We start from the raw sequence: 18,311 nt of genomic DNA, 5'->3' as shown, positions 1-18,311 counted from the left end.
AGTTGCTGGCGAGCAGCAGCCGGGGCCGTAGTGCATCGGTACCGGGACAGGAAGGAGGGCGACGGTGGGATTGAAGCAGGACATCATCGTGGTCAACGAGTTCAGTGTGCCGCTGCCCGGCGGCAAGGGATCGCGCGGCGCGACGCCGGGCGACTACGTCACCCGGTACATGGCGCGCGAGCAGGCGACCGAGTCGCTGGCTCCGATCCAGCGCTTGCGCACTGACGACTTCATCATGCGCTACATGGCGCGAGAGTCGGCCGTCGAGCGCGCCGGTATTTCGCGGCGTGCGGCGAAGCATGAGATGCGCCAGGCCCAGGGGGCCGGTGGCGTGGCCTTCGGCTACGGCTCGGTCTCCCTCTCCGACGAGCAGCTGCGCGCGGCAGGCAAGGACATCCAGCAGCACTTCGAGAACGGCAAGACCGTCCTCAAGACGGTGCTGTCCTTCGACGAGGAGTACCTGCGCAAGCACAAGATCGTCGACGAGGACTTCCACTGTGAAGCCCGCGGCGACTACCGCGGCCACATCGACCAGATGAAGCTGCGCATGGCGGTGATGCACGGTCTGGAGCGGATGGGCTCGGGCACCAGCGGCTTCGACGACCTGCGCTACGTCGGGGTCATTCAGGTCGACACCGAGCATGTGCACTGCCACCTGGCCATGGTCGACGGCGGCCAGGGCCAGGTGACGAAGAACGGTACGCAGCGCGGCAAGCTTCTGGACCGGCACAAGTCCAGGCTCCGTCGCGGTGTTGACGCCTGGCTCGATGAGAAGCAGGCGGTGGCTCATATCTCCAGCGCCGTCGGTTACGAGCGGCGCAATGTCACCACCTTCATCAAGCGGTGGGCGCACGAGCGGATCCGCTCCGAGTCCCTGCCGCAGTTCCTGCTCGCCTGCCTGCCGGCAGAGCGCGCCTTGTGGCGCGCCGGTTCGGATGACGCCCGCATGCGCAAGGCGAACCAACTGGTGACCGAGCTCGTGATGGAGCAACTCGACCGTGCCGGGTCCCCGATGCCTCAGGCCATGGAACGCATCGTCGACTACGCCAACAAGCGCCGCGCGAAGGAGTCTTTGAGCACTAAGCAATGGCAGAAGCTGGTCGAGCAGGGGCGTACGCAGATCATGGAGCGCGCCGTCAACGGCGTCTACCAGATGCTGCGGTCCATGCCTGAGCCGGAGCTGTGGGTGCGCACGCCGATGCTCGAGGTCATGGGGATGGACTACCAGCAGATGGCGGTGCTCGCCGCGGACCGTCAGGGCGAAGACGAGAACGCCGAGGCCGACTTGGTCTCCTTCGGATTCCGGCTGCGCAGCTATGCCTCACGCCTGCGCCATCGCCGGGAGAAGGCCGCGGTCTACCGCGATCTCGTGCGCCAGTGGGAACAGGCCGAAAAGGCCGGGATCGCCGCCGAGGACTCGCGCCCCCTGTACGACTTCTACCGCTTCGAGGAGAACTACCACCGGCAGCTGATGAGCAAGTACCGGCACTTCCTGCCCTTCCTCGGGGACGCCGGCCAGTGGTACAAGCAGCAGCAGGACGTGGCGACCTACGGCCAGCGGCTGCTCTCGCTCATGGCGTTGCGCGCGGATGCCTCCCTTCAGCGGATGAAAGACCCCGAGGAAGCCGAGAACCTGGGCCGGACAATCTACGACCAGCCTGGCGGCCGGCTCCTGACTGAGGGCAAGCGTGGCCGGGCGGTGCTGGACGCGCGTATCCGGACGATGAAGCAGTCGTACGACCAGAAGGTGGACGGCCTGCGGGACGATCTCGCTTCCTTCGGCCTGGTGCTGCGCGTGGGATCGAACGCCGATGGCCAGGCCGGTACGCGGACCGACGCGGTCAGCACGGACTTCAACATCGCCACCGGTGCCGCGTTTGACTTCGACGCGGTCAAGGCCCTGGACCTGCACCACCTGGGATTCGACTTCGTCACCGACGTCGAGATCGGGCCGCAGACGCGCCAGGCCTTCGTCGAGACGGCCAGGGAACGCCGGCGGCTGCTGCTGGCGGCGATGGACTACCTGGACCAGTCCGGCCAGACCGCGGCAATTTCCGATCTGCCGGTGGACGATGTCGCGGCGATGGCACGGATCTCCCGGGAGCTGACGCCTCACCAGGCAGGCGAGGAACCCGGCACGCTCGTGCTGCGCTCCCGGATCGCGCAGCTGCGCGCCGAGCGCGAGCAGACCGAGCCGGTGCGGCGGTCCCAGGCTTCGTCGCTGGACGCCGGCCTCGCCATGCGGGTCCAGGCCCAGGTCGAGCAGGCTGTGACCACGGCGGACAACGCAACGGCATTCGACTCGCAGCCACACTCCTACTCAACTGACATACAGCGCGAGTCGAGAGACTAGTCACAAGCCTTGCCCAATACCCTATAGGAGTATTAGCGTGAAGGGCATTCGACAGGAGATCAGCATCCTGTCCGGACTATGCGACTGACGTGGCCGACTTGCCGGACGGCCGCCGGAACAAACAGAGGAAGAGACCATGGCAGTCCTCAAGGGCAAAGGCTCGATGACCGGAGTCAACCTCATCGCGAAGGTCTACAAGAACGGCGTCACCAAGGACGGCAAGTCCCAGTACGCCGACGTCCAGCTCGACGCCCGAGATCCGCGCGGCCCGGAGCAGACGAATCTGCACCTGAAGTCCGACCGGATCCAGGGCAAGGACGGCAAGGCCAGCTACAACAACGGCGCCCCATACTCCACCGGCCAGATGGAGGAGATCATCAAGGCCGCGGGCCCGAACACCGAGCCGATCCTGAACAGGGACGGCAACGAGGTCGGCACCGTCTACGGCTTCAAGGGCAACGTGATGCCCGCGACGCGCGGAACCGGCCTGGTGGTCAACACCAAGTCCGTCGAGGCCTCCGAGTTCAAGGTCGACGACAAGACACTGGACAACCAGTTCACATCCATGCGAGCCGCCCGCACGGCACGAGCAGCAACCAAGGAGACCCAGACTCCTACCCCTGAGGCTAAGCAGGAGCAGGCCGCCGAGGTCGACGAACCGGCAGTCGGCTGAGACCGAGACCGAGACAAGCCTCACCAGTAAGCGAGCCGCCAGCGACCGGAACACGGAACGAGAGGCCCCGGAATCCCATTCCGGGGCCTCTCGTGTTCCCATTTATCGACCTGTCGAATTCCATTGATGATAGGATTTTGACTGATTTTTCAGTTGAACCCTCAGTCCAGTCGAGAGGTCTTGCGCGGCATGTTTCACGAGGCACAGCTCGATGAGCGCTACCCCCTCCTGTCTAAGCTCTCGGAGCCGCTGAAGAAGGCCGAGCGCGACATCGTCGGCCGTGAGCACGAGACGATGCAGTTGCTGGCCTCCATGAGTCGGCCCGAGCTGTGCAATGCCCTCCTACTGGCCGAAGCGGGCAGCGGCAAGACGGCTCTGGTTCAGGCCACGATGCTGGTGGACGAGGACCGCCTCTACCTGGAGGTGGACCCGGCGCGCATGATCTCCGAGGCGGGCAACGCCGAGAACATGGCCGCGAAGCTCAAGGGCTTCTTCGACGAGGCCGAGGACTTCGTCAAGGACGAGAAGCACGAACTGGTGCTCTTCATCGACGAGTTCCACCAGATCATCCAGCTCTCCGACGCTGCCGTTGAGGCGATCAAGCCGGTCCTCGCGGCCTCGGGCACCCGAGGCATCAGGATCATCGCGGCGACGACCTACGAGGAGTTCCACAAGCACATCTCGCCGAACCAGCCGCTCGTCGAGCGCCTGCAGCGCATCAACCTCAACCCGCCGGACCAGGCGACGACCATCAAGATCCTGCAGGGCATGGCCGAACGGTACGGCGTGGCCGGCGAGTTCTACGACGACCACATCTTCCGGCAGATCTACGAGTACACCCAGCGCTACATGCCGGCCAGCGCCCAGCCGCGCAAGTCGATCCTCGTGCTTGACTCCATGGTCGGCTGGCACCGCCTGACGCACCGGCCGATGGACCGGGACCTCCTCTCGGACGTGCTCATGGAGTCTCTGAACGTGAACGTCGCCTTCCGGGTCGACGGCGCGAAGATCAAGCAGCAGCTGGACGCCAAGGTGTTCAGCCAGGACTGGGCGACAGGCGCGGTCGCGCGTCGCCTGCAGTTGTCGGTGGCGGACCTCAACGACAAGGGCAAGCCGATGGCGAGCCTGCTGTTCACGGGCTCGACGGGAACGGGGAAATTCTGCATCGACTCGACGCAGGTCCCTGTCTACTCGAGCGACGGCGAGACCACCTGGAAGCTGCACGGCGACCTGGTCCCGGGCGACAGAGTGTTCGGCCGCCACGGTCGCCCGGTCGAGGTGCTCGGACACTTCCCGCAGGGCATGCAGGACGTCTACCGGGTCACGCTCTGGGACGGCCGGATTCTCGACGTCGGAGGACCGCACTTGTGGACGGTCTACACAGCCAAGCAGCGGTCAAAGAAGCATGCGGGCCAGGACGTCGCGCCGATGGTCCTGAGCACGCGGGAAATGGTCGAGCGTGGGGTCGTGCGGACCTACCCCGGCGACTCCCGGGAGGATCTGAAGTTCTTCATCCCGGCGAACGGACCAGTGCATTGGCCGGAGCAGGACTTCGACGTCGATCCGTACGTCTTGGGTGTCCTCATCGGCAACGGGTGCCTCACCGAGACACAGCTGACGCTCTCGTCCGACGGGGACGACGCCGACCACACCGTGTGGACGGTGGGCGAATGGCTTGGCTCGCCGCCGAAGTCGTACGGACACAACTACAGCTGGGTCTTCCCGGTCGGCGTTGGCCCGGTGGAGGGCCGCCGCGATGCGCTGCACCAGACGAAGGACGTGCTGGCCTCGGTTCCCGGTCTGATCGGTGCGCGCTCGGCGGAGCGCCGTATCCCTAAGAAGTACAAACACGGATCGGTAGAGCAGCGGTGGGCGCTGGTGCGGGGCCTTTTCGACACTGACGGATCGATCGGCGGCTCGAACGGCCGCTTCAACGTCACGTACTCGACGTTCTCCAAGGCACTCGCAAAGGACCTCAGGGAGGTGCTGTTCTCGCTCGGCGTCTCGAACACGATCACATCGTGGATACGCACGAAGGAGGGCGGGCGCGAACGGACCGAGTACGGCGTGCACGTGAAGGCCGGCAACAAGGACAAGGCCCGGTTCTTCTCCCTCCCCCGCAAGCACGAGATCGCACTGCGGGCGGTCATCGAGACCTCGGGACGTCAGCGCGTGAAGAAGTTCGACATGGTCGGCATCGCGTCGATCCAGAAGCTGCCGGAGCAGCAGACCTCGTCGTGCATCTACGTCGACGACGAGGAACACCTCTACCAGGCCGGTCAGTTCGTGGTCACACACAACACCGAGCTCACGAAGCAATTGGCACGACTGCTGTTCGGTGACGACCAGCGCCACCTGATCCGGTTCGACATGACGGAGTACGCCGAAGACTCATCGTTCGCGGCGTTCCGTTCCGAGCTCACCAAGCGCGTGTGGGACATCTCCCACGCTGTGCTGCTTTTCGACGAGGTCGAGAAGGCCTCGCCGATGGTCACGCGCGTACTGCTGCAGGTTCTCGATGACGGCCGGCTCAACGACGACAACAACCGCGAGGTGAGCTTCCTCAACACCTACATCGTGCTGACGACGAACGCCGGCTCGGAGATCTACAAGGACATCGCGCGGTACGCGGCGGACGACACCGGGTCGGGCAAGCAACTACTGGAGTACGAGAAGCTCATCCGCCGGTCGATCTCCTCGACGACGGGCGACAACCGGTTTCCACCCGAGCTGCTGGGCCGTATCGACGCGATCGTGCCTTTCCAGCCGCTGTCGCTGTCCACGCAGCAAAAGATCGTGCGGAACAAGCTGCGCCAGATGGTGCAGGAGGTGTTCGTCAAGCACGACGTGCGGGTCGACGTCGATGCGAGGGTCCTGCAGTACCTCATCGAGGACAAGGGCGACACCGACTCTGACGCCGGCGGTGCACGTGCGGCTGTGGCGAAGCTGACCGACGAGGTCACCACCACGGTGGCGACCTTCCTCAACGAGCACCCCTCGGAACGACGGATCCGCATCGACGTCGTCGGCGACCTGGTCAGTGACGACAAGAACCTGCTGAGTTCCGACGCCCACGTCGAGATCAGCGCGGCGCGATGAGCCGCTCCAGGACGAAGGGAACCCATCGATTCACCAATCGACTCACCAGCAGGCGCCCCATTCACGCCCTATTGTTACCTATCTCGACAAGAGAGCGATAAGATACTCACATACCAGGCGAACTGTGTTCTGTTAGCGGAGGGGTCGAGCATCAATGGGCATTCTGAGTACCGCTGCGGGAAGCCATAGGAAGGAACGGAAGAAGAAGCCAGATGAGCTTCTGGCCTCCGTGGTGAGAGAGACGGCGATTCCGGCCGCGGTCGAGCTGCTGCGGTCAAACACGCGGTTCGTTTTTCCCAGCGGTACGGCCTGGGTGATGCTCGTGCTTGCAGCCGACTCGATCGGTGGCTTGAGCAAGCGGCACAGCCGGGACGAGGCGAAGGGCTCGATCATCGAGCTCATCAGCTCGGACCAGATCCGCACAGTGGCCACGGCGGAGATGCTCGAAGAGGAGGTCTTCGGCATCATCCCCACCGACGAGACTCTCGCGCGCATGGAGGAGTACTCGCTGCTCACCGGTGCCGCCTACGCCTGGGCCGTCGTGTGGCAGAAGGCCAGCGGCGACCTGCTCGTCGATCTGGTGAACGACGCGACCTTCGCGCAGGCGCGCTCTGTCTCTGCAGGTGCCACGAGCCTCGAAGAAGCCGTGGGCGAAAAGGCGTGGGAAGAGCACAGCGGCCTGGTCGCCGAGGCTGGAGCCACTGCCCCCACAGCCCACGGGCAGGACGAAGGGGACGCGATCTTCGACGAGATCCCCGGTGCCGAGAGAGCTGACGAGGACCTGTACGGCGAGCCGTTCTTCAGCGACATAGTCGGCGATGATGAAGGAGCGGACGCGCCCCTGTTCGACGAGGGCGCCGCAGGTATCGACGACGCGGGCACCGTCGCGGTCGAGTCGGAGCTGGACCACGACGGCGACGAGGTGGCGGTCTTCGAGGGTCTCGACGAGACCGACGCCGGCTACGACGTCGAGGAGGGCTATCAGGAGGCCGGCGACACGGTGCTGCTGGCCGATCAAGCGCAGGTGCGCGACGTCATCGCCCGCCGGTTCCTCTCCGAGGAGCTGGACCTGGACGTCCGGCTGGATGAGTTCAACGCGACCTTCGCCATCGGCGCGCCGGTCGTGCAGATCGCTGTGCCCGAGGGTGCGACAGAGTGGCTCGGGGACCAGGTCGGCCAGCTCAACCGGCAGGCCAACGCGGACCTGATGCAGCTCCGTTCCGCGCACGAGGATGAGCTGCGTGCGCTCTACGTCAATCTCATGTCGGCGCACACCGAGCAGGTGATCCGCGATGTGGCCACCGACCGCGCGGGCTCCCGGTACAGGCTGCTGAAGGATGCCGCCGAGGCCGAGCACCAGCAGCGGCAGGCGGAGAAGGAGGACAGGATCCGGGCCCGCCGGGCGGAGATCGCCCAGGAGTACGAGTCGCAGGCCTCCAAGGTGGCCCAGCAAGCGGCGCTCTCGGCGGAACTGCAGTACAAGGAGCGCAACCGATCGAGGATGGAGCGCGAGCAGAGCGACTCCGCCGCCGGGATCGAGCGGGGCATCGAGGACACCCACGCGCACAACCGGCAGGAGATCCTGCGGGTCCGGCGTTCGGACGCGGCGCTGAAGATGCAGACCGGGCAGACGCGGATCTTCGAGGTGCTGGCCGAGCGGCAGTCGCAGTACCTGGCGGCCGAGGAAGAGTGTCTGAACCAGTGGAAGTCCGAGATCCAGCGGATCGTCGACGACAACCGCAAGGCCGACATCGCCCAGTCCGAGACGCTGGCCGAGCACCTGCGGACCACGGACGAGGTCGGCGTCCTGCGCCGGGAGCAGCAGGACCTCCTGGAGTCGGTGCGCTCTGAGCACACCAGCCGGATCCGGCGGCTGGAGGAGGAGCTCGAATACAACCGCAAGGGCGCCATCATGCAGATGACGGCGCGGGACACCGAGTGGCAGCACAGCCTCGAACTGGAGAAGGAGCAGACCAACGCCCACATGGAGCGGGTCACCGACCTGCTCCAGCAACTGTCGACGATCGAGGGCTCCGTGGCCAGGCGGTATGAGGAGCGCCTGACGGAGATGCGGGCCAAGCAGGAATTCTTGGCCAACGAGCTGACGAAGTCCTCCGACATGCAGAAGAGCTCGGACAAGATCTTCGTCGTCATGATCGTCACGCTCTTGCTCCTGTTGGGTCTGGTCATCTTCATCGTCGGGGTGGTGGCCCGTTGAGCGGGCCGGTCATGACCGCCGGGGTGATCTGACGGCGCATGGGGTGCATTCCCCATGCGCCGTCGTCATCTGTGCAGGCAGGCGCACCGGACAGCAGGACAGCACAGCGAGCGATGCGTGGGAGTAAGGGATCACGATGACCACGAGCAGGCGGAAGGCAGCACGGCCGAAGGCGAGCAGCTGGGACAAGATCTCGGCGCGGGCGCCCAGCGAGACGCTGACGAACCGAGATGTGTACGACAACCAACAGCTGGACCGCAGCACGTTCCTGACCTTGAGGTCGACCAGACCGGGCATCATCGTTGCGGTGATCACCGGCGTGCTGGTGACCATCGTCGCCTGGGTCTTGTACTCGCTCATCGCCGCGGGGGTACTTGCGGCGGGCGCGTCCGTGGGTTCGGGCGTGCCCGGCAACGGCACCGGCAAGCCGAGCGCGTACTACGTCCAGGACACCACGACGGGTGCGGGCGGCTCGGTCGTGAAGTGCTACCGGCCCCTGGTCAAGGACGGCACCCCGGACGTGAAGGCGAAGTGCTACTCCAGTGCCGAGGCTGTTCCGGTCCCCAGCTGGTACACCGCGGCGAAGGACGCAAAGCCCGGCGCCGAGAGGCAGGCTGAGCCCAACAAGAGCGCAACGACCATCAGTGAGCAGCTGGCCGACGTCTCGGGGTTCAAGCTCTTCCTCACGCTCGGCTCGGGGCTGATGGTCGCCCTCATCATCGGCACGTGGTTCTCGCGGAGGGTCGCCGCGGCGAACCTGATGAACACCACGAGCGACATCAACCAGTACCAGAACGACCAGCACATCGCCCTGCCGGAAGAGATCCAGCAGAACTACGACTGGTTCCCCGACGCCGGCGCTCACTCGAGCGTGCAGGTCAGCTCGATGCTCAGCCACATGATGCTCAAGAAGAAGGGCCTGGGCACCGTCGAGGTCACCCAGCGCGCCGACAAGGACGTCATCGACGAGCAGGGGAACCTCGTCTACTACGCCGGCGAGGTCATGGACGACGACGAGGGTGACCCGCTGACGCAGACCCTGCCGATCATCGACGAGGACTTCGGCGACAAGCTGTTCGAGGCATCTGGTCTCCCCGATGACAAGGCCCTGCGGCAGAAGTACGACACGACGCTGATCCCGTACAACCCGGACGGCAAGAACCGGGACAAGCTCGGCTTCGGGTCGGACACGTACAAGACCGTCGCTGCCCTGATCAAGGAAGACTGGACGTTGCCGGCGTACGAGGTCCAGCGCCCGGCCGGGGCGTATGTGGTCGACACCGCACCGGTGAACACCATGGTGCTGGCCATCACCCGAGCCGGTAAGGGCCAGACGTACATCGAGCCGGTCATCGACATGTGGTCGCGGGAGAAGAAGCCCTCGAACATGGTCATCAACGACCCCAAGGGCGAGTTGCTGGTGAAGAACTACGTTCCCCTGGTCACACGCGGGTTCGAGCCGGTGCAGTTCAACCTGATCAACTCCATGAAGACCGACATCACAAACCCCCTGGGGCTGGCAGCCGACGCGGCGCGTGAGGGCAACTTCACCAAGTGCGCGCTGTACGTGGAGAACATCGCCGGGATCTTCTTTCCGCTCGACGGCGGCGAGGACCCGGTCTGGCCCAATGCCGCCAACAACGCCTTCAAGCGCGCGGCCTACGGACTCATCGACTTCTACCTGGAGGAGGAACGGGAGCTGCGCAGCGCCGCAGCCGTGCTGAACATGGACCCTGCACTGCTGGAGCAGAAGCTCGATGACCTCTGGGGCAAGGTCACGCTCTACAACTGCTACCAGCTCTTCGTGCAGATGACCTCGAAGAAGATCAAGAACCCCGAGGCCGAGCTGGAGAAGCGGGTCAAGGCCGGCGAGTTCGAGAACAACGAGGACGCCCTGGCCGAGGAACAGGAGAAGGCCGCGGCCCAGGCCTTCATGTGGGAGGGCAAGGCCGATCAGGACATGCTCAGCCTGTACTTCAACGCGAGCGAGGAACTGCCCCGCAACAACATGCGCACGCTGGTGGGCAATGCCCACAACGCGCTGCGCTCGATGGCCGGCGCGGAGAAGATGCTGGCCTCGGTGTACGGCATCGCGATCACCGCCATGTCGTTCTTCACCGACCCCACGATCTCGACGCTGACCTCGGGCAAGCCCTCGCAGAACACCGACCTGGCCGGCCTGAGCTTCCCCCGTCGCCTCGGCGTGCGCTTCGCACCGAACTACGTCAAACGCGACCACCTCGTCGGTCAGCAGGCCGTGTGGTCGGCGTACGCAGACCCGATGTTCACCGAGAACCTGGGTGAGGACTTCGAGCACGAGGAGATCGTCGGCCGCGAGGGCTGGGCCCGGTACAACTTCAAGGGCACATTCCCGAGCGACGAGGCCTGGCTCAAGCTGGAGCTGGTCAACCCGCAGACGAAGATGCTGGTGCGCACCTTCTACTTCAGCTTCACGAAGAACTACCAGGTCTCGCTCAACGGCCGGCACTACGTGGTCGAGCCGGTGACGGGCAAGAAGATTGTAAAGAACGGCGTGATACGTGAACTGAAGCCGGTACGTGAGGGTGACACCCGGGACGGGAAGATCATGTCCTTCCAGGTGGGGGACACGCTGTACCCGGACACGCGACTCGATTTCTCCGGCGGCGGCAACCCGGAGAAGGTCTCGTATCAGGCCCGGGCGTTCACGCAGACGCTGTCGCGCTACTCGGAGTCCCCCAAGGCCCTGTTCCTGGTGACTCCGCCTCACCTGATGAAGTACGCGAAGCTGATCCTGATCCTGGTCAAGCAGCTGTTCGACGTCAGCGCCGACCAGGCGTACATGACGAAGTCGGACCAGAAGCCGCTCTACCGCACGCGGTACATGCTCGACGAGCTCGGCAACCTGCAGTCGGAGGGCAAGGGCATCGACGGCTTCGAGACAATGCTCTCCATCGGCCTGGGCCAGGAGCAGCAGTTCACGCTCATCCTGCAAACCCTGCAGCAGCTGCGCGACGTCTACGGCGAGAGCGTCGACAAGATCGTGCAGGGAAACACGTCAAACATCGTCTTCTTGAAGTCCACGGACGATTCGATGATCGAGACGCTCGAGAAGATGAGCGGCAAGACGCACCGGTCGTACCGGGACAGCAAGCAGATCAGCCAGGATCTCGACAAGGTCATCGGAGGCAAGACCGAGGGCCGGGTCACCTACACGATGAGCACCAAGGAAGAGCCGCTGATCAGCTACAACGACATGGCCTTCCTCTCGCCGCGCAACTCGATCGTCTTTAGGGCCGGCGACGCGCCGATCTGGAACCGTAACCAGACGATCCTGCCGATGTCGCACCGGCTGCTGGGGAACACGATCAAGCACCCGGGGCACACGTACTCGCTGCAGACGATCCCGACGCTGTCCAGTGCCATGGACTTCGACGTACGGATGAACCAGCCGGACTTCGTGAAGATGCTGGACAAGCGCATGCGGCAGGCGGTCAAGGCCGCGGACGCCAAGGCGCAGTACAAGGAAATCTACGGCTACCAGGAGGTCGACATCGAGCGCCTGGACCCGGATGTCTACGCCGACGAGGTCATGGAGGTCATCACGACGATGACCACGGTCGACGAGGGCCAGGACCCAGGCTCTCCGGTAGTCGTCGACCCCGACGAGTACGAGGGGATGAGCATGTTCGACGAGGACCAGTTCATCGAGAACGTCGAAGTCGGGGTCGCGGTCGCCGAGCGCCAGGCGGTCAGCGCCGAGCGGCAGCGCCTGCTCTACGCCGAGGGGACGATCAGCAAGGAGATGCTGGTCAACCCCGACGGCTCGGCAAAGGTCAAGAGCCTGGACATCGAGATCGGCGAGGCCTACAAGTCGGCGCAGACCGAGCTGGAACAGGATCACGAGCACTTCGCGGTCGGCGGCGACGGCGAGCTGCGCAGCGCCGATGGGTCGCAGACGTACATCAGCCAGATCCGCTCGGACGCGTACGCCCATGCGGCTAAGCGGATCAACGGGCATGTGAACGACGCGGACTCGCGGGTGTTCGCGGAGCAGGACGTCACCGAGGAGGACTGGAAGTCGCTGGCGACGGTGAAGGTCCACTCGGCCTTCTACCAGTACCTGGCTTCGCTGCCGAGCTGGGAGGTGCTGGCCGACGGCCGGTTCGACCGGGCCATGGCCATCGAGATGAACGCGAAGTAGCCGGCGGCCACTTGGGGCCGGCGAAGATCACGACCAGTGCCGGGGCCGTCTCTCGACCAAGAGAGACTGTCCCGGCACTGGTCTTTCCGAATGAGCTCCGACCTCCTTTGAATAGGCAATGTATGCTCTATTCACACTTATGTAGCCCCGAGCTTCCACAGGAGGCTGATTAGCCATGAAGAAGGCACACGGACTGCGCAGGTACTTCTACGAGTACGTCTACTACAAGGCAGTCGAGCAGGCCCGCGATCAGACTGGACAGGTCATTCCGATCTCCCAGGCCAAGGCGATCCGCGCCCGGGTCGACGAGATCCTCGGCCAGCGGGGCACCGCGCTGGCCGATCCGCGCCTCGGCGTCACGGACTGCCTCACCGCCATCGACCGGGCATTCACGGACAAGGTGTCCGGCTACGAGCCGCAGTTCGGTGACCATTCCCCGCAGAACGAGCTCTACCAGCAGTCGCAGCAGGAGTTCACCCGCGCCACCGGCGTCGGCGCCCAGGCCGACCGAAAGTCGGCCCGGCTGCCGATCAGCCCCTACGACCCCGACTGGTCCGAACGCGCCACCGTGAAGCGCGCCGGGACCGCGCTGGTGTACCTGCCGGACGAGACGATCGCACGCGTGGCCGACGGCGAGGTGGAGACCCTGGCCGATCCCCGGCGCGGGAACATGGTGCTCTGGCGCATCGACGACGAAGGCAAGCCCTTCGAGGGCGGCCGAGCGATGACGAACGATGACGCCGCCGGGCTCACCGCCCTGATGGACAAGATGAGCCGGCAGGAGTACGACCAGGTCCGCGCGTGGGTCGTCGACGGCGGCCGGGATCCCCAGACGAACCGTGTCGACCGCAACCGCTTCATGTCCCAGCGCGCCGTGGCACGCTCGGCAGCACTACTCGAAGAGCTGAAGGCACAGGGCGTGTCCTACGCGGTGATGCGTGACCGCGAGCCCGGGCAGATCAAGGCGAAGATCGCCGGAACCGGCATGGAGATCCGGCTCACCGACACGCGCCAGGAGGAGTACGCCGGAGCCCGGATCTATGACAACGGCACCGTACTGCGCTACTCGACGAACTACCGGGTCCCCGGCGGCATGGCGATCCACTCCCCCTCGCCGGCCCAGGCCGTGTCGCTGCTGCGCTTCGCCCAGGGCCACCGCATCGAGCGCACGGATCTTGTGGGGCACGCCGTCGGCGAGACCGGCACGACGCACCAGGAGCGCGGCCGTGGCCGCACGGTGGTGGATGTACCCGACAGTTACCACGTCGACCGGGAGTCGATGTTCGTGGTCGGTGACTACGTGGCGCCCGGCGAGTCCGGTCCCCGGCCCGGGGCGAAGGTGATGCTGCGCCGGGACGCGAAGAACCGCTCCCTGCCGACCTTCTTCGTCGACGCCGAGCCCGCTGAGGCCTACGCCAAGGCCGCCGTCGAGAGCGCGCGGGAGAACCTGCAGGCCGCTCTCGGCGTCGAAGACCTGATCGCTCGCGCCGAGGCCGAGCTGGAGCGGACCGGCGGACAGCTGGATGCGATCGAGCCGCCGGAGTACTCGGCTGACTTTGAGGTCGCTGCGATCCAGCGCTCGTACTGGGACGTGCTCACCGGCGCGCACAGCGATCTGCTGCGCCCGGGGGCGACCGAGGACATGTACCGGGAACGGCTGGAGGAGATCGGCGAGTTGCAGGCCGGGGAGGTGCCCGAGATGGGCAACTTCGTCTACAGCGGCACCGCCGTCGAAAAGGTCCGCCAGCACGCTGAGGACGTCCCCTTCGAACTCATCGGAACCTGGGAGTCACAGCCCCACGACGTCGACGGCGAGTGGGTCGATCAGCGTTTCGACCCGGACCGGGTGGCGCGGTACATGACCAGCCCCACCGGGCAGTGGGCGAACCTCGACAACCTCGCCTCGGCGCTACGCCGTTGCCAGATCTCTCCCGACGAGATAATGGGCTCGACCTTCCAGACCACCCGGTTCAAGGACCGGCTCGTCCGCTTCGACGCCAAGCGCTCCGTGCCGATCGCCGATCACGAATCCGCGTTCATGCGGCGCATCGGGGCCACTGTGCGCGAGAGCATCGAGCGCAACGCGGCGACGGTCTCTGAGATCCTGCTCGACGAACAGGGCGTCATCCGCTGGAGTGGCGAGAAGGTGCGCCGTGACGGCAAGGGGGCTCCGGTCTCGGGTGAGATCGGCCAGGTCTTCGACGTCGGCGAGTACGGCGAGATCGCCACCGCCTTCGCCAGCGGGGAGAACGCTCTGGTCGTGCCGGGCTACGAGGCCACGATCACGGCCCAGACTCCGGGTGAGGCGCCGACCTCGGTTGAGGAACGCACGCGTCTGCGCGGCTACGAGCAGCTCATGCACGAGCGCATCCAGTACCAGATCGCCGGCGACCTCATCGCCGGGCGCAGCGAGGTTGGCGATCCTTCCTCGCTCAACGCGGTCTACTCGCAGCTGTACGGCACGAAGCACCCGGTCGACTTCATCGAGCGCGCCACCACGTACCGGCTCGACGAGTCCACCGGCGAGACAACCAAGCACCTGGACGAGTGGACGGCGGCGATCCTGCAGACCGAGGCGCGCCGTGTGCGCTACTCCAACGAGATCAAGGCAGGCTCGACGGTCTACGCCGAGTACCGGGCCCACCGCGACCGGACCGACCCGGCTGACGACAACCGCTTCGACGCCTGGCGGCTCACCGGCGGGCGGAACATGACGGTACTCACCGGCAAGGACCGCAACAACATCGCTGCGCCCAGCGGCTACTTCGACCCGGTGATGACCGGAGGCGCGACCAACCAGGGCATCGTGCGGTACCTGACCGCTCAGGCCCAGGTCGGCGCCGACGGCCGGATCGTGCCGGGCGACGAGAGCGTGGCCGGGCAGCGCGCGCCGCTCATGGCTCTTCCCGAGCTCGAGACTCTGCGGTACGACCCGTTCGACCGCCAGCAGATGACGGCCTCGACGATCATGCAGTCGTCTGAGGTCACCGCGCCGGCGAGGACGGCGCTGATGACCTTCGGCGGCTGGACGGCTGATGACCCGATCGTGGTGTCGAAGGAGTTCGCCGAGCGCCACCGCATCCGCGGGGCCGGCGGCCGGGAGCGCGATCTCGTGGTGGGTGACAAGATCGCGGATCTGCACGGCAACAAGGGCGTGATCTCGCTGATCGTCGACCGGGACATGCCGCAGCAGGACGCGCAGGAACAGGATGTCGTCGAAGAGGTCAACTGGTTCCGGTCCAACCCGGGCCTGGACGTGGCGATGAGCCCGTTCAGTCTGATCTCCCGGCGTAACGCGGGCTCGGCGCGCGAGCTGATGAACGGGAACGTCTTTGACCTGCGCTCCCCCAACGGAGAACTGCGGCCGGGTGCGCAGGGCGAGATGCGCTTCGTGGTCACGCATATGGCCGTCGACGAGAAGACGAAGATCTACGACGACGAGCAGGTGCGTGCCGGCAGGGGCCGTAAGGCCTCCTCGCAGCTGGCCTGGGCACTGCAGTCCCAGGACTGCCCGGCAATCATGCGCGAATTCTACGGCCACAACAGCGGGGCCGAGTCGAACCTGCGCGAGTACCTGTTGGTGACCGGTATGGACATGGAGGCTGACGGCACGCTGCGGGTGATTGGCCAGGCCGAGGACCTCGACGAGCGCCTTGAGCGCCGGTTCATCCCGATGCCCGAATTGCTGCGCACCCAGCCCCGCAAGGAGGGCCAGCTCCCGGGACTGAACACCACGGCGATGCGCAAGTCCTTCGGCGATCTCATCGGCGACCGCGGCGGCGACATGGAGATCCCGTTTCCGCTCACGTATCCGACCGGTGAGCAGACCGAGACGGTGAGCGCGAGCTCATGGAAGCTGCCGGTGATGTCCTCGCATCTGCGCAGCGGCCAGGAGTTCGAGGACGGGTCCTCCGTCACGCACGACTACACCCGCAGTTACCAGGACGTCTTCGTCGAGGCCTGCCGCTACCGCTACATGACCGAGCAGCTGGAGGGCCAGGGTCTGTCAGCGGAGAAGCGCGCCGAGGTGCGCCGCGGCATGAGCGAGTCGGTCTCGCGCGCTCAGCGTGCCTTCGAGGCGATCACGACCGACGTGCAGAACCGGGTACTCGCGGGCAAGAACAACATCTTCAAGACCGGGCTGATGGCCTCGCGGCTGACCGACTCGGCGACGATGGTGTGGACCGCGGACCCGCGCCTCGACGTCGACCAGGTGGCGCTCAGCTCGGTCAAGGCCGAGCAACTGGGGCTGGCCGAGGGCGACCACGCGCTGGTGTGGCGTGACCCGGTGCTCCGTGACGCCGGTGTGCGCTACATGCGGGTCGCGCTCGACGACCGGCTCACCGGCGCCGCGATCAACCCCGTGATGGACGCCTGCTTCGACGGCGACTTCGACGGCGACGCCGTCGCCGTGGTGAAGCTACACAGCGAGGCCGCCAAGGCGGAAGCCCTGGCGAAGCTCTCGGTGCCGGCCAACCTGCTGGACACCGGCGTGGTCAAGGGCGACGGCTCGCACCCGCTGGCCATGCAGGTCTCACTGGACACCCAGGTCGCGCTCTCCAAGGACGCCGCACTGGCCGACGAGCTGGAGAGCTCGCGCAGCGAGGCGAACCGGCTCAGACTGCAGGCGCTCACGGGCGCAGAATCGCCCGAGGACATCACGCTCGGCCAGCAGGTGGTGGCGGAGGAGCTGAGCGCGCTGTACCGCCAGGCGCAGCGCGGCGAGTTCGGCGCGGCACTGACGTTCTCGGATCGCGAGGCGCACCTGCAGAGCGTGCGCGAGGTCTGCGTCGAGACCGGCGCCAAGGGCAGCGAGAAGAAGCTCACCGACTACGCCCGGAACCTGGGCGATACGCAGGGCACGCCCGGCATCACGCAGGCCGACCAGGAAGCCTCGATGTTCGCCACCGCGATCAAGGCCCACGGCACCGGCCTGGGCGGCTCGTTCAGCCAGCGCGCCGTACGCGCACTGCGCGGTGAAGACCTCAAGGCCGTCCTGGAGGTCACCTACCCGGTGACCCAGTCGATCCTGCAGGCCAAGCACGACGCCGCCGAGGCCCGACACAAGTACGCGATGCTCCAGGGCCCCGGCCGCGAGCTCTGGAGGGGCCGCAGCATCGAGCACGTCGGACCCGGCCAGTGGCGCACGGCATTCCTCGACGGTGAGCCCGTCCAGGCCACGGCCGAGGAGTGGGAGAAGCAGTTCACCGAGTTCTACAAGTCCAAGGAGGGCTTCGGCGTCACGGTCAACCCGGACTACGTGGCACGTGTGGCCAGTTCGCTTAAGGACCCGAAAACCGGGCTCATCCGCAACCTCGAAGAGGACCCGTCGCTGGTCGGCACCGTGATGGACCGGATGGCCTACGGCGGTGACTTCGAGGCGCTCGTGCAGGCGGCCAAGAACCGCGAGAGCGTCTACGACGGCGAGAAGAACGAGCAGTTCGCGTCCTCGGGGACCCACAAGGCCCGCGCTGAGATGTCCCGGCAGCTCGATCAGCTGGGCTCCGCCCAGGCACACAGCCTGGACAACGCTGTGATTGCCGTCGATGACTCGGTGGTCAAGCGCGACGTGATCTCTCAGGACGCAGGGGCCTCCCGCACACGCGGCTCACATCGCCGCTCCGCGCATGCCGTGGGCGCGGGCGCGTCGCGCCCGCTCTACACCCCGAGCATCGAGATCGACCAGCCGCACGGCAACGACGACGACTACGGGCTGGGGCACTGAGATGGCACAGCACAAGGACCCGGGAACAGGCCCCGCGGGCCGCCGGCGCGCGACCAAGGA

Annotated in this window: 6 protein-coding genes; all 6 read left to right on the top strand. The window is 65.9% G+C overall.

The window, feature by feature from the left end:
* Positions 1-64 precede the first annotated feature (64 nt).
* The 6 genes from mobL to OG430_RS41655 all read left to right on the top strand — a co-directional run bounded on the left by mobL (position 65) and on the right by OG430_RS41655 (position 18,251).
* Entirely contained in the window at positions 65-2,353 is a 2,289-nt protein-coding gene (gene mobL / locus OG430_RS41680) for a relaxase MobL (RefSeq protein ID WP_327357877.1), read from the top strand.
* 136 nt (positions 2,354-2,489) lie between these two features.
* Positions 2,490-3,026, top strand: coding sequence for a hypothetical protein (locus tag OG430_RS41675; RefSeq protein WP_327357876.1), 537 nt, complete (start codon positions 2,490-2,492; stop codon positions 3,024-3,026).
* Positions 3,027-3,215: 189 nt separating this feature from the next.
* On the top strand, positions 3,216-6,125 hold the full coding sequence (locus tag OG430_RS41670) for an AAA family ATPase (RefSeq protein ID WP_327357875.1): 2,910 nt from the start codon (positions 3,216-3,218) through the stop codon (positions 6,123-6,125).
* A 316-nt stretch (positions 6,126-6,441) separates the two neighbouring features.
* Positions 6,442-8,343, top strand: a complete 1,902-nt coding sequence (locus OG430_RS41665; protein ID WP_327357874.1) for a hypothetical protein — start codon at positions 6,442-6,444, stop codon at positions 8,341-8,343.
* 136 nt (positions 8,344-8,479) lie between these two features.
* Complete coding sequence (locus OG430_RS41660; RefSeq protein WP_327357873.1) at positions 8,480-12,526, top strand: type IV secretory system conjugative DNA transfer family protein; 4,047 nt, start codon at positions 8,480-8,482, stop codon at positions 12,524-12,526.
* Positions 12,527-12,701: 175 nt separating this feature from the next.
* Positions 12,702-18,251 (top strand): hypothetical protein, encoded by a 5,550-nt coding sequence (locus OG430_RS41655; RefSeq protein ID WP_327357872.1) that lies wholly within the window; start codon positions 12,702-12,704, stop codon positions 18,249-18,251.
* The last annotated feature ends 60 nt before the right edge of the window (positions 18,252-18,311 follow it).

Origin of the sequence: Streptomyces sp. NBC_01304 (assembly GCF_035975855.1) — a bacterium.
In the GTDB taxonomy this organism is placed as follows: Bacteria; Actinomycetota; Actinomycetes; order Streptomycetales; family Streptomycetaceae; genus Streptomyces.
The sequence above is the reverse complement of the archived record's forward strand: the minus strand, read 5'-3'. Positions and strand labels throughout refer to the sequence as shown.